The sequence below is a fragment of the Acinetobacter sp. LMB-5 genome (genome assembly GCF_001541635.1).
Taxonomy (GTDB): domain Bacteria; phylum Pseudomonadota; class Gammaproteobacteria; order Pseudomonadales; family Moraxellaceae; genus Acinetobacter; species Acinetobacter pittii.
This window is the reverse complement of record NZ_LRDR01000008.1, coordinates 233,498-245,752: the sequence shown is the minus strand read 5'-3', so window position 1 is coordinate 245,752 and position 12,255 is coordinate 233,498. Positions and strand designations below refer to the sequence as shown.

13 protein-coding genes are annotated in these 12,255 nt (G+C 38.4%); 7 read left to right on the top strand and 6 right to left on the bottom strand.

Annotated elements, in window-relative coordinates; translation table 11 throughout:
* Positions 1-7: 7 nt before the first annotated feature.
* Positions 8-532 (bottom strand): YecA family protein, encoded by a 525-nt coding sequence (locus tag AW165_RS13290; RefSeq protein WP_002116105.1) that lies wholly within the window; start codon positions 530-532, stop codon positions 8-10.
* A gap of 74 nt (positions 533-606) precedes the next feature.
* Positions 607-813, bottom strand: coding sequence for a PA3496 family putative envelope integrity protein (locus tag AW165_RS13285; protein ID WP_002116495.1), 207 nt, complete (start codon positions 811-813; stop codon positions 607-609).
* A 358-nt stretch (positions 814-1,171) separates the two neighbouring features.
* On the opposite strand from AW165_RS13285, the gene rpoD reads away from it, so the two are divergent.
* The 6 genes from rpoD to AW165_RS13255 all read left to right on the top strand — a co-directional run bounded on the left by rpoD (position 1,172) and on the right by AW165_RS13255 (position 7,751).
* On the top strand, positions 1,172-3,058 hold the full coding sequence (rpoD, locus tag AW165_RS13280; protein WP_002116414.1) for an RNA polymerase sigma factor RpoD: 1,887 nt from the start codon (positions 1,172-1,174) through the stop codon (positions 3,056-3,058).
* Positions 3,059-3,155: 97 nt separating this feature from the next.
* Positions 3,156-3,443 (top strand): YbeD family protein, encoded by a 288-nt coding sequence (locus AW165_RS13275; RefSeq protein WP_002116017.1) that lies wholly within the window; start codon positions 3,156-3,158, stop codon positions 3,441-3,443.
* A 202-nt stretch (positions 3,444-3,645) separates the two neighbouring features.
* Complete coding sequence (gene lipB / locus AW165_RS13270) at positions 3,646-4,299, top strand: lipoyl(octanoyl) transferase LipB (RefSeq protein WP_005064548.1); 654 nt, start codon at positions 3,646-3,648, stop codon at positions 4,297-4,299.
* A gap of 81 nt (positions 4,300-4,380) precedes the next feature.
* Positions 4,381-4,914, top strand: a complete 534-nt coding sequence (locus AW165_RS13265) for a hypothetical protein (protein ID WP_005072911.1) — start codon at positions 4,381-4,383, stop codon at positions 4,912-4,914.
* A gap of 1 nt (position 4,915) precedes the next feature.
* Complete coding sequence (locus AW165_RS13260; RefSeq protein ID WP_017386748.1) at positions 4,916-6,100, top strand: iron-containing alcohol dehydrogenase; 1,185 nt, start codon at positions 4,916-4,918, stop codon at positions 6,098-6,100.
* A gap of 265 nt (positions 6,101-6,365) precedes the next feature.
* Positions 6,366-7,751: an APC family permease gene (locus AW165_RS13255; RefSeq protein ID WP_014207482.1), complete on the top strand. Its 1,386-nt coding sequence runs from the start codon at positions 6,366-6,368 to the stop codon at positions 7,749-7,751.
* 38 nt (positions 7,752-7,789) lie between these two features.
* On the opposite strand, the gene AW165_RS13250 is transcribed toward AW165_RS13255, so the two are convergent.
* The gene (locus tag AW165_RS13250; protein ID WP_005072906.1) at positions 7,790-8,350 is read right to left on the bottom strand and encodes a flavodoxin family protein; all 561 of its coding nucleotides are present in this window, start codon (positions 8,348-8,350) and stop codon (positions 7,790-7,792) included.
* A gap of 117 nt (positions 8,351-8,467) precedes the next feature.
* Here AW165_RS13250 and AW165_RS13245 point away from each other — a divergent pair, with 117 nt between their 5' ends.
* Positions 8,468-8,848 (top strand): winged helix-turn-helix transcriptional regulator, encoded by a 381-nt coding sequence (locus AW165_RS13245; protein WP_002116344.1) that lies wholly within the window; start codon positions 8,468-8,470, stop codon positions 8,846-8,848.
* Positions 8,849-8,911: 63 nt separating this feature from the next.
* On the opposite strand, the gene AW165_RS13240 is transcribed toward AW165_RS13245, so the two are convergent.
* The 3 genes from AW165_RS13240 to serS form a co-directional block, all read right to left on the bottom strand.
* Positions 8,912-9,385 (bottom strand): tRNA (cytidine(34)-2'-O)-methyltransferase, encoded by a 474-nt coding sequence (locus tag AW165_RS13240; RefSeq protein ID WP_060466096.1) that lies wholly within the window; start codon positions 9,383-9,385, stop codon positions 8,912-8,914.
* Between the two features lie 43 nt (positions 9,386-9,428).
* Entirely contained in the window at positions 9,429-10,802 is a 1,374-nt protein-coding gene (gene cysG / locus AW165_RS13235) for a siroheme synthase CysG (RefSeq protein ID WP_060466095.1), read from the bottom strand.
* 67 nt (positions 10,803-10,869) lie between these two features.
* Complete coding sequence (gene serS, locus AW165_RS13230) at positions 10,870-12,141, bottom strand: serine--tRNA ligase (RefSeq protein ID WP_060466094.1); 1,272 nt, start codon at positions 12,139-12,141, stop codon at positions 10,870-10,872.
* Positions 12,142-12,255: the final 114 nt, after the last annotated feature.

Sequence of the window (12,255 nt, the reverse complement as noted above, 5' to 3'; positions counted from 1 at the left end):
TAATAAATTAATTTGGCGTATGATACATCAAGTATAATTCATTCAAATTATCTGGGATTTCTTCTGCCAGTTCATCCATTAACTGTCCATTACGACGGAAAGATTCCATCTGTGGATCTTCTTCATCAATTCCACTAAATACCATCATTGGTAAAGTTAAATCAATTAATTGTTCCTCATATTCAGGTGCAAACCATGCATCTTCATTTAAGAACATCGCATCAACAAATCCAACACTCCAGTCGCCTAAGCTAGACTCAACATCAGCTTCTTCAATTTCAAACGGAAATTCAATTCCATTTTCATTTGCTAAGTCTTGTCGAATTGATTCTAACCACGCTTTGATCTGCTGAATAATTTCGGCAGGAACTTTTTTATGGTTATTATCAAACAATTCATCTAACCAACGATCGAACTGAGGGCCTACTGCAATTGCACACAGAAAACCATGAGTTGCAGCGAAATCCAGACCATACTCATTGTGGTCTCCATCTAGATATTCACTTAATTGGTCTAAATCTAACGCACTCATTGTGTTACCTGACTATAAAAAAGAAATCTACGATAGCATAGCATCTAAGCTGACGATGCCCTATTCAGATTTGATTAGTCTTCATCATCAAGATCATCATCGTCTAAATCGTAATCAAAATCTTTTAACTCACGCTCTAAACGGCGTTGAGCCAATAGATCATCAATTAATCTACGTTTTTCTAATGATTCTTTCGCAGTGATTTTGCCTGATGACTCATCAAAACCGACATCATCATCATCACCGTAGTTATCATCTAATTCAAAATCTGTAGAAGACACTAAAACTACCTCTAATGAAAAAATGTGAATGGGTCTAGCCGCTATTTATCTTGGTTATTAAATCGTGTCAAGTTTTATTTATATTTTTTTCATTAAACTGCATATTTGTACTTTTTTTCGCCCAAAAAATTGTGTATTTATAAAGCTGAACTATTTTTTTGATCAAAAAAAAATTCTATGATTTTTTCGATGATTTAAGCTTGAAAAAAATGATTTTATCCCAATATTCAAAAAACAGACGTGAATTCAAAGATATTTTTTATTTAACGGTTACTAATCAAAGCCAAAACATTTCAAGCAAATTGTGCTATCATGCACGGTTTTTCACTGCCACAGATTCAACAAAGAGTAAGCAAAGATGAGCGATATGCATTCCCCTACTTCTCAAGTAGCGGCTCTGATTAGCCGAGGCAAAGAACAAGGTTACTTAACTTACGCTGAGGTTAACGATCATCTGCCGGACTCGATTACTGAAAGCGAACAGATTGAAGACATTATTCAAATGCTTCAAGACGTTGGTATTCCTGTACACGAGCGTGCACCTGAATCTGACGATACCATGTTCGGTGAGTCGGCTGACGCAACTGATGAGGTTGCTGAAGAAGAAGCTGCTGCCGTACTTGCATCGGTTGAAAATGAGCCTGGGCGTACGACAGATCCTGTACGTATGTACATGCGTGAAATGGGTACAGTTGAACTGTTAACCCGTGAAGGTGAAATCAGCATTGCCAAACGTATTGAAGAAGGTATCCGTGATGTCCTTAATTCAATTGCTTACTGGCCAAATGCTGTTGAAGTTGTATTAAAAGAATATAATGATTTTTTAACTGGCGAACGCCGTCTTGCAGATATTTTATCAGGCTACCTCGATCCTGAAACTGATGAAGATATTCCAGAAGTTTTAGAAGAAGTTGAAGAACTTGAAGAAGAAGACGAATCATCTTCAAAATCAACGAAAGAAGTTAAGCTTGATGATGACGATGAAGAAGAAGAGTCTGAAGGTGATGATGACTCTGAAGGCGATTCAGGTCCAGACCCTGAGGTTGCAAAAGTTCGTTTTACTGAACTAGAAGCTGCTTGGGCTAAAACAAAAGCTGTTGTTGAAAAACATGGTCGTAACAGTCCAGAGGCTGAAGAAGCTTTAGAAGCTTTAGCTACTGTGTTCATGATGTTTAAATTTACACCACGTTTATTTGACATCATCTCTGAAATGATTCGTGGTACCCATGAGCAAATTCGTGCCAATGAACGTGAAATCATGCGTTATGCAGTACGTCGTGGCCGTATGGACCGTACTCAATTCCGTACATCTTTCCCTAAACAAGAATCTAATCCAGCTTGGTTAGATGAACAAATTGCTAAAGCACCTGCTGAAATCAAGGCGCATTTAGAAAAAGTTCGTCCAGATGTTTTAGCATTCCAACAAAAGATTGCAGATATTGAGAAAGAGCTTAGTTTAAGCGTTGCTGAAATTAAAGATATCTCTAAACGTATGGCGATTGGCGAAGCGAAAGCACGTCGCGCTAAGAAAGAAATGGTAGAAGCCAACCTCCGTTTGGTAATCTCGATTGCGAAGAAATATACCAACCGTGGTTTACAGTTCCTTGACTTGATTCAAGAAGGGAACATTGGTTTGATGAAAGCTGTAGACAAGTTTGAATACCGTCGTGGTTATAAATTCTCGACTTATGCAACTTGGTGGATTCGTCAGGCGATTACTCGTTCGATTGCCGATCAGGCTCGTACAATCCGTATTCCAGTACACATGATTGAAACGATTAACAAGATCAACCGTGTATCTCGTCAATTGTTACAAGAAATGGGCCGTGAACCAACACCTGAAGAATTAGGTGAACGTTTAGAAATGGATGAAGTTAAGGTTCGTAAAGTACTTAAAATTGCTAAAGAACCGATTTCGATGGAAACACCTATTGGTGATGATGAAGATTCACATCTTGGGGATTTCATTGAAGATCAAAACATCACTTCTCCAATTGATGCTGCGACTTCAGAAGGCTTAAAAGAAGCAACTCGTGAAGTATTGGAAAACTTAACTGAACGTGAAGCAAAAGTATTGAAGATGCGTTTTGGTATTGATATGCCAACCGATCATACACTTGAAGAAGTTGGTAAACAATTTGACGTAACACGTGAGCGTATCCGTCAGATTGAAGCGAAAGCATTACGTAAATTACGCCACCCTTCTCGTTCTGAACATTTACGTTCTTTCTTGGAAAATGACTAAGTTTTGAAAGCTTGAAATTTCAAAACCAAGCCCCATTTAATAGAAAGAGCTATAAACGCCTGCGATAATGCAGGCGTTTCAAATCATGAGGTAACTTATGTTAGACCGCACTCCATCTCGCGAACTACAAGAACATCTTTGGGTATTTCCGATGGATTATCCAATTAAACTTATTGGCGATGCGGGTGAAGAATTACGTGTTGCTGTAGTCGATATTTTGGTAAAACATTTTCCAGACTTCGACCACTCAACATTAAAAGTTCAAGAATCTCGCACTGGCAAGTATCATTCTTTAACAGCACAATTGCGCTTTGAAGAATTGGAACAAGTTCATGCACTTTATGCTGACTTGGCTGCTTGTCCGCAGATTAGAACTGCGCTTTAATTTTAAGTTCTTCAATCAATACCACAGTCAGGCATTCTTACTGTGGTATTTTTTTGGAAATTTTAAAAACTCCCTACCACGAAAAACCTTACAAATATTTAGAATTCCTTTTATAAAATCCTTTAAAATTACAAGGTTTTCGGCTTTTATCTAGTAGATATTAACTGGGCGCCGCATAAACTAATTATAGGAAGAGATTGTGATGAGCCTTGATAAACCTAACTTAATCATTCGGCAATGGAACGATTTACAAGATTATCAAAGCAAGTTTGAAACCATGAAACTCTTAACAAATGAGCGAGATCAAGATACGCCTGATGAGTTATGGTTACTCCAACATCATAATGTTTTAACTCAAGGTCAAGCTGGTAAACCTGAACACATCCTAATTTCATCAGATATTCCTGTAGTGCAAACTGACCGTGGTGGACAAGTGACTTGGCATGGACCCGGTCAACTTGTGGCTTACTTCATGTTTGATCTTAATCGTCTAAAATGGAACGTGCGTACATTGGTCAGTTTTGCTGAACAATTCATGATAGATGTTTTAAAAAAATACGGAATTGAAGCGTATGCTAAGCCTGATGCACCAGGAGTATATGTAGATGGCCGTAAGATCGGTTCCCTAGGTTTTAAAATTCGTCGTGGTCGTAGCTACCATGGGTTAGCATTAAACTTAGACTGTGCCCTAGATGGGTTCCAGACGATCAATCCTTGTGGCTACGCTGGTTTAGAAATGGTGCGTATACAAGATTTGGTGACTCCTTATCCATCATTCACTCAACTTTGCCAAGACTTTATTGAGTATATTAAGAACACTGGATACTTTAATGACCCAGAAGTCAAAACTGAATAAATCGCTTTGCGATGAAATAAAAATGGATTAGAGTAATTACTCTAAATTTGCTTTTGCATAATTTTAACAAGGGATACGCGAGTGATTTCGACAAAAGCTGTAAAGCCTACTCTGCAACTTGCCTATGTTAAGCTCATGATGGATGTTGTTGGTCGTGGCTTAGTCATGGCAAGTCAAGTGGACACTGAAATACAAGAGGAAGTATCTAAATTTCCTGTTCACTTTGTACTTTCAATGAATGTTTTCCCAAATGGACCAGCATTTTTTGCTCGAGTCACAGAAGACAAACAGTTAGAGCTACTCAAAAGAGCTGAAAGAAAGCCAGACTTAACTATTACATTCAAACATGTAACTCATGCCTTTTTAGTATTTTCTTTTCAAGAAAGTACTGCCCAAGCATTTGCTAATGACCGAATGATTGCTGATGGCGATGTATCTGCTGCCATTCGTTTAGTACGCTGTCTAAATAAAATGGAATCTCTCATTTTACCTAAATTGGTTGCGTCTCTTGCAGTCAAAGAATACCCAACCGAACTCACCCTAAAAGAAAAATTCAACGAAGCTGCAAATATTTACTTAAAAGTAGCTAAGTCCTATTTCAAGCGGAGCGCATAACATGGCTAAACCATATTACGAATTCTTTTGTCCTGTAAAAGTCATTGCCGGTAATGCTGCGTTAGAACATATTCCGTTTGAACTTGCGACTTTAGGTGCAAAACGTCCGCTCATCATTACAGATAAAGGTGTGCGCGCAAATGGCCTACTCAACCCGATTGAAGCTGCGTTCAGTACGACTGATGCTGTCATTGGTCATGTGTTTGATGATGTTCCACCAGACTCAAGTTTAGAAGTCGTTCGTCTTGCCGCAGAAGCTTATCGCAAGAATAAATGCGATGCGATTATTGCTGTAGGTGGTGGTTCAGTTATCGATACTTCTAAAGCAACTAACATTTTAGTATCTGAAGGTGGAGATGACTTACTTCAATATTCTGGTGCACACAACCTACCAAAACCATTAAAACCATTTTTCGTAATTCCGACTACATCAGGTACGGGATCTGAAGTGACTATGGTTGCCGTGGTTTCAGATACGCAAAAGAATGTTAAATTGGCATTTGCCTCTTATTACTTAATGCCACATGCAGCGATTTTAGATCCGCGCATGACACTTACATTGCCACCTCATTTAACTGCAATGACAGGTATGGATGCCTTAACACATTGTGTTGAAGCCTATACATGTATGGCTGCCAATCCACTTAGCGATGCTTATGCAAGTGCTGGAATTAAAAAGATTAGTGAAAACCTATTTAATGTCCTAGAAAACCCAAATGACTCACAAGGTCGTTTAGAACTAGCACAAGCCTCTACAATGGCAGGTATTGCATTCTCAAACTCAATGGTAGGCCTTGTACATTCCTTAGGTCATGCTTTAGGTGCTGTTGCTCACCTACCCCACGGTTTATGCATGAATTTATTCTTACCGTATGTGCTTGAATATAATAAGCAGGTAAATGGCCAGAAAATTGGTGAATTACTATTGCCGTTAGCTGGTGCTGATATCTATGCACAAACTCCAGCAACTCAACGTGCAGACAGAGCGATTGCAACAATTTTAGCAATGCGTGATCGTTTATTTACTTTAACCAAGTTACCACGTACTTTACGTGAAACTGGCAAAGTAACGGAAGCACAGCTCGATGAAGTTGCAGAAAAAGCACTAAATGACGGCTCAATTATTTACAACCCTAAAGAAGCAAGCCTAAAAGATATCCGAGAGATCTTACAAAAGGCATGGTAATTCGATAGGCTAAACTCGAGACTTAAAGATAAAGACCTGATTTTTATATAAAATCAGGTCTTTTTTATCACTGTGAATTTTTATTCATCTTTTTATTTGGAAATATGGCAAAAAATTTGCTAAAAAATCGATGAAAGTACTGACAATTTGCATCAATTTAGGATAGATTGGCGCACTTTATCTTTTTCTGTAGGGGGGATCGTTCGTCTCAAACGATCCTTAACACCAAGCTGATCCTTGATCAACGATTATGAGGATAACGCCGTTGACAAATTTATCTGGGACTAAACCAACAGCTAAACTTCAAAAGAATCTTGTGCTTTGGCACATTATTATTATTGGTTTAGCTTATATTCAGCCATTAACGTTATTCGATACTTTTGGTTTAGTATCAGAGCGAAGTGGCGGTCATGTACCAACTTCCTACATCTTTGCATTAGTCGCAATTTTATTAACATCGATCAGTTATGGACATATGATTAAGCGCTATCCATCTTCAGGTTCAGCTTATACCTATGCACAAAAATCAATTCACCCTAATGTTGGTTTTATGGTGGGTTGGTCTTCTTGGTTAGACTATTTACTGTCACCGCTTGTTAATATTATTTTGGCAGATATTTATCTAAGAGCTCTTTTTCCAGAGGTAAATAACTGGTTATGGGTGATTGGTTTAACCACCCTAATGACTGTTATTAACTTATTTGGTGCACGATTTGTCGCACGCTTTAACAGTACAATCGTTATTATTCAGCTTGGCGTAATTTTTTATTTCGTTTATCAGGTATACATTTTACTCACTCAAGGTGTATATGCAGATGGAACTTTAAATCCAGATAAAGCTGCCTTGTGGTCATTAACTCCTTTTTGGAACGACATGACATCCGTAAGTGCTTTAATTGCTGGTGCAACTGTACTCTGCTTCTCTTTCACAGGGTTTGATGCTTTATCTTCTCTTGCTGAAGAAACAAAAGATGCAGAGAAAACGCTTCCAAAAGCTATTTTTACGACAGCATTACTTGCAGGTATTATTTTCATTGTAAGTACTTACTTCATCCAATTATATTTCCCTAGCAACCCAAATACTTATTTTAATCCTCTCGATGAATCACAGCCTGTGATGGTTGCTGCGATTGGTAGTATTGCGTTTAAAACTTTGGTTTTATATTTTGCCGTAGTTGCTGTTATGGCATCAGGTATCTCTGCTCATGCTGGTGTATCTCGTTTAATGTATGTAATGGGACGTGACGGCGTAATCAATAAGAAATTATTTGGTCATATTAGTCCAAAATTACATACTCCAACTTACAACATTCTTATTGTGGGTGTAGTTGCTTTATCTGCTGGTTTCTTAGATCTTGAGCATATTGTCAACTTGATTAGTTTTGGTGCTTTAACCGCTTTTAGTTTTGTTAACTTCTCTGTGATTTCTCGCTATGCATTAAGAGATGGCAAAAATAAAACGTTTAAAGACATCATCAACTATATTGTTATACCAACACTTGGTTTTGCCAGTGTGTTTATGATGTGGCTAGAAATTGATAAGCTTGCCTTACAAATTGGCTTAGCTTGGGCCGTTATTGGTGTAGGTTATTTGGCCTACAAAACCAAAGGTTTCAAATATAATGCTCCACAGCATAATGAACACGAATAATAAAAAAGGCGCTTAAAGCGCCTTTTTTTATGGTCAAATTAACCAAAAATTTTGTTCACAATATTTTGTACACGTTGAGCATAGAGTTTCGCTGTTTCAAGGTCTCCAGCAGGAACTTCCTCTACACTTGCATCAGAAGGCGATTGAACTAAAAGTCCAACTGAACCACCTAAGTTATTTACATCTTCACGTGTTGCATCTTTTGTATTCGCTGGTAATAAACCAAGGCTTACCCAAATTCCACCATGTTGCGATGCTAAAGTCTGTAATTGAATAAGAGTAACCTGCTTATCCCCATTTAAGCTCGCGCTGTTTGTGAAGCCTGCAAATACTTTATCTTGCCACCCACGTGTAAACCAAACTTTTGAAGTTGCATCAGCAAACTTTTTAAACTGCCATGGTGCTGTACCCATATAAGTCGGAGCACCAAAAACAATCCCCTTCGCATCATTTAATGTCTGCCAATTTTGCTCAGTAATATTACCTTCTTGATCAATTTGGATGAGCTGAGCATTAATTTCGTTTGCAAACGTTTCAGCCACTACTTTAGTGTGGCCATAACCAGAGAAATATACAACCGCGATATTAGAGTTAGACATGGGAGCAAACCTTTGTTTTATTAAATTCCACTTTATGATATATTTTAGAAACTAGGTGTCAATTAGTTACTAACTGGTAACTATGGTAATTTTTTAAGAAATTAGCAGGTAAATAGTATGAATGAATGTCTAAAATATAATGTTTTTCAACAACATTGCCCTGCTCGTTTATTTTTTGAAAAAATTGCAGATAAGTGGGTTTTATTAATTTTAAATGTGCTTGAAGAGGAAACTCAGCACTTCAACTTGCTAAAAAAGAATATTCAAGGTATTTCGCCTAAAGTCTTATCACAAAAGTTAAAAATGCTGGAAAGAGATGGTTTTATTGAGCGTAAAATTCAGAATACGTCTCCTATTCGTGTTGATTACTCACTCACTTCTCTGGGGCAAAATGTCGCTTCAATGGCATTCCAATTAAAGGAATGGGCCGAAACCAATATTGAACAGGTTTTAGCAGCCCAAATGACTTATGATGAAAAAGTGCTAGAACAGGCTTAATTGGAGTTATATAAAAAAATAAGGCTACAACTGTGGCCTTATTTTTATTTAAAAACTATTAACTTATGCTAAGTTTTTAAAACCCTGCTGACGCCATGCTTCATAAACAATCACAGCTGTTGCATTAGATAAATTTAAACTTCTTGAGTTTTCCGCCATCGGCAAACGAATCCACTGTTCTTGTGGGAACATCAAGCGAACATGCTCAGGCAAACCGCGTGTTTCTGGTCCCATCAGTAAAGCCACAGGTCGATTCAAATCAACTGTATGCGGAGTTGCAGAACCTTTAGTGGTGAGTGGAAAAACATGCTCAACCCCTTTAGCTTTCAGGTCAGCAAGGCAAAGTTCTATGTTGTCCCAAATTTGCATACGTGCCCATTCATGATAATCAAGGCCTGCTCGTTTGAGCTTTTTATCATCTAGCTCGAAACCCAAAGGCTTGACTAGATGTAACTGTGCACCAGTATTAGCACATAAACGAATGATATTGCCTGTATTGGCAGGAATTTCAGGCTCGTAAAGGACAACATGAATCACAAATTTTCTCGACTTTAATAACCAGCAATAAACTCAAATGAACTTATTGCCATTTTAACTGTTCACGTAAATTCACCACTTCACCAATAATGGTTAAAGTCGGTGCTACGATATTATGTTCAGACACTTTTGTTGCGATATCAGCTAATGTTCCAACTACAACTTTCTGGTCTGGTGTGGTTCCCTTAGAGATTAAAGCTACCGGCATATCAGCACGTTGACCATGAGCAATAAGTTGCTCACAAATGCGTTCTAAACCAACTAGCCCCATATATAAAACCAAAGTTTGATTTTCATAAACCAACTCATTCCAAGGAAGTTCAGGTGAACCTTCCTTTAAATGCCCAGTCAAGAAACGAACACTTTGTGCATAATCACGATGTGTTAATGGGATACCCGCATAAGCTGAACAGCCTGATGCTGCTGTTATACCTGGTACAACTTGGAAAGTGACATTCGCCTCAACGAGCTCTTGAATCTCTTCACCACCACGTCCAAAGATAAATGGATCACCACCCTTTAAACGACAAACACGCTTTCCTTTTTGAGCATATTCAACTAGTAAAGCATTAATACCATCTTGGGGAACGGAGTGATTTGAACGGGCTTTACCGACATAAATTTTAGTCGCATCACGACGGCAAAGCTCTAAAATGGGTGCAGAAACAAGACGATCATAAATCACAACATCAGCTTGCTGCATAAGACGTAATGCTTTTAGTGTCAGTAACTCTGGATCACCCGGTCCAGCGCCTACCAAATAAACTTCACCTTTAGGTGCAGTCCATTCTGTTAAGGCTTGCTGAATCAAACCATTTGCAACTTCTAAATTGTCATTGAAAACTTGTTCTTTCAATGGGCTAGCATAGAGGTTTTCCCAAAAAATCCGACGCTCATCTGGATTGGGAATTTTTTCTTTTACCTGCTTACGCCACTGACCAGAAAACTCAGCCAACTTACCCATGCCATGCGGCACAATTGTTTCTATTTGAGTACGAAGTTGTCTTGATAAAACTGGTGATGCACCATTTGAAGCGACAGAAATAATTAACGGAGAACGATCAATAATAGCTGGAACCATAAAGCGGCAATGTGGAATATCATCAACACTATTGACCAATAAATTACGCGCTTCACATTGTTCAAAAACAGCTTTATTCACTTGTGCATCATTAGTTGCAGCAATCACTAATCGATATGGTGTATTTAATATTTTTTCAGCAAAGGACTCGGCAAAATACTCTCCGCCTGTCGTTTTGACTAACTGTAAAAGCTGCTCTTCAATTGCAGGAGCAATAATATCGATTACTGCTCCCGCTTTGGCTAAAAGGTTTGCTTTGCGCAATGCAATATGCCCACCACCTACAATCAGACAATGTTGCTGTTGCAACTTTAAAGAGATTGGAAAAATATCCACCTTAAACCTCTACATTAATCATCTGATTTGGATTAAGCAAAAACCGTGCACAATTTAGATGCAAAGCTTAGTCAATAAACGTTGCACCACCCATATATGGGCGTAATACTTCTGGAATCTCGATAGAACCGTCTTCACGTTGGTAATTTTCCATTACAGCAAGCAAAGTACGTCCAACTGCCAGACCAGAACCATTTAGTGTGTGCACCAATTCGATCTTCTTTTGATCCATTCTGTAGCGTGCTTTCATGCGGCGTGCCTGAAAATCACCCATATTAGAGCAACTAGAGATTTCACGATAAGTATTTTGGCTTGGAACCCAAACTTCTAAGTCGTAAGTCTTAGTTGCACCAAAGCCCATGTCACCACCACAAAGCAAAATCTTGCGGTATGGCAAACCTAGTGCCTGCAAAATGCCCTCAGCATGTGCAGTAAGCTCTTCAAGTGCTTGCATAGATGTTTCAGGTTTAACGATTTGCACCATCTCAACTTTATCAAATTGATGCTGACGAATTAAACCACGGGTATCACGACCATAAGAACCAGCTTCACTACGGAAACATGGCGTATGCGCTGCATATTTTAAAGGCAAACGTTCGGTATCAATAATCTCATCGCGAACGAAGTTAGTAACTGGAACTTCTGCTGTAGGGATGAGGTAATATTCTTTTTCACCTTGAAGTTTGAATAAATCTTCTTCAAATTTTGGCAACTGACCAGTACCACGAAGTGAATCAGCATTGACCAAATAAGGCACGTAAGCTTCTGTATAGCCATTCTTTAAAGTATGGGTATCAAGCATGAACTGTGTTAATGCACGTTGTAGGCGTGCTAAAGAACCTTTCAATACGCTAAAACGTGAACCAGTCAATTTAGTAGCGGTTTCAAACTCTAAACCACCCATCCACTCACCTAAATCAGTATGATCTTTGATTTCAAAATCAAACTGACGAGGCGTACCCCATTTTGAGATTTCAACGTTATCATCTTCATCTTTACCAGCAGGAACAGACTCATCTGGTAAGTTAGGAATACTCAGCGCTTTTTGTTCAATCTCGTTTTGTAACTCTGACAAAGCAACTTCAGCAGCTTTGATTTCGTCGCCAATGGCTTGCATACGCGCCATGATTTCAGAAGCATCACCACCGGATTTTTTAATCTGACCCACTTGTTTTGCACCGGCATTACGTTCTGCCTGCAATTTTTCAGTTTTTGATTGCAAATCTTTACGGCGAGTTTCTAAAGAAGCCCATTCTTGAACATCTAATTGAACACCGCGTTTTGCCAAAGCCGCATTAACGGCTTCAATATTATTTCTGAGTAACTTAGGGTCGATCATAATCAATCATAATATGGGTAAAAAACTGGCTATAGTGTAAGGCCTTAACACTAAAAAATATAGTGATCATCTTCATAACGAATAGCTTTCACACAATTGTTAGAATAGATCACC

Coding starts and splice junctions, on each gene's coding strand:
- AW165_RS13250 (WP_005072906.1), bottom strand. CDS start 8,350: ATGTCTAACTCTAATATCGCGGTTGTATATTTCTCTGGTTATGGCCAC.
- lipB (WP_005064548.1), top strand. CDS start 3,646: ATGAGCCTTGATAAACCTAACTTAATCATTCGGCAATGGAACGATTTA.
- rpoD (WP_002116414.1), top strand. CDS start 1,172: ATGAGCGATATGCATTCCCCTACTTCTCAAGTAGCGGCTCTGATTAGC.
- AW165_RS13275 (WP_002116017.1), top strand. CDS start 3,156: ATGTTAGACCGCACTCCATCTCGCGAACTACAAGAACATCTTTGGGTA.
- AW165_RS13245 (WP_002116344.1), top strand. CDS start 8,468: ATGAATGAATGTCTAAAATATAATGTTTTTCAACAACATTGCCCTGCT.
- serS (WP_060466094.1), bottom strand. CDS start 12,141: ATGATCGACCCTAAGTTACTCAGAAATAATATTGAAGCCGTTAATGCG.
- AW165_RS13260 (WP_017386748.1), top strand. CDS start 4,916: ATGGCTAAACCATATTACGAATTCTTTTGTCCTGTAAAAGTCATTGCC.
- AW165_RS13290 (WP_002116105.1), bottom strand. CDS start 532: ATGAGTGCGTTAGATTTAGACCAATTAAGTGAATATCTAGATGGAGAC.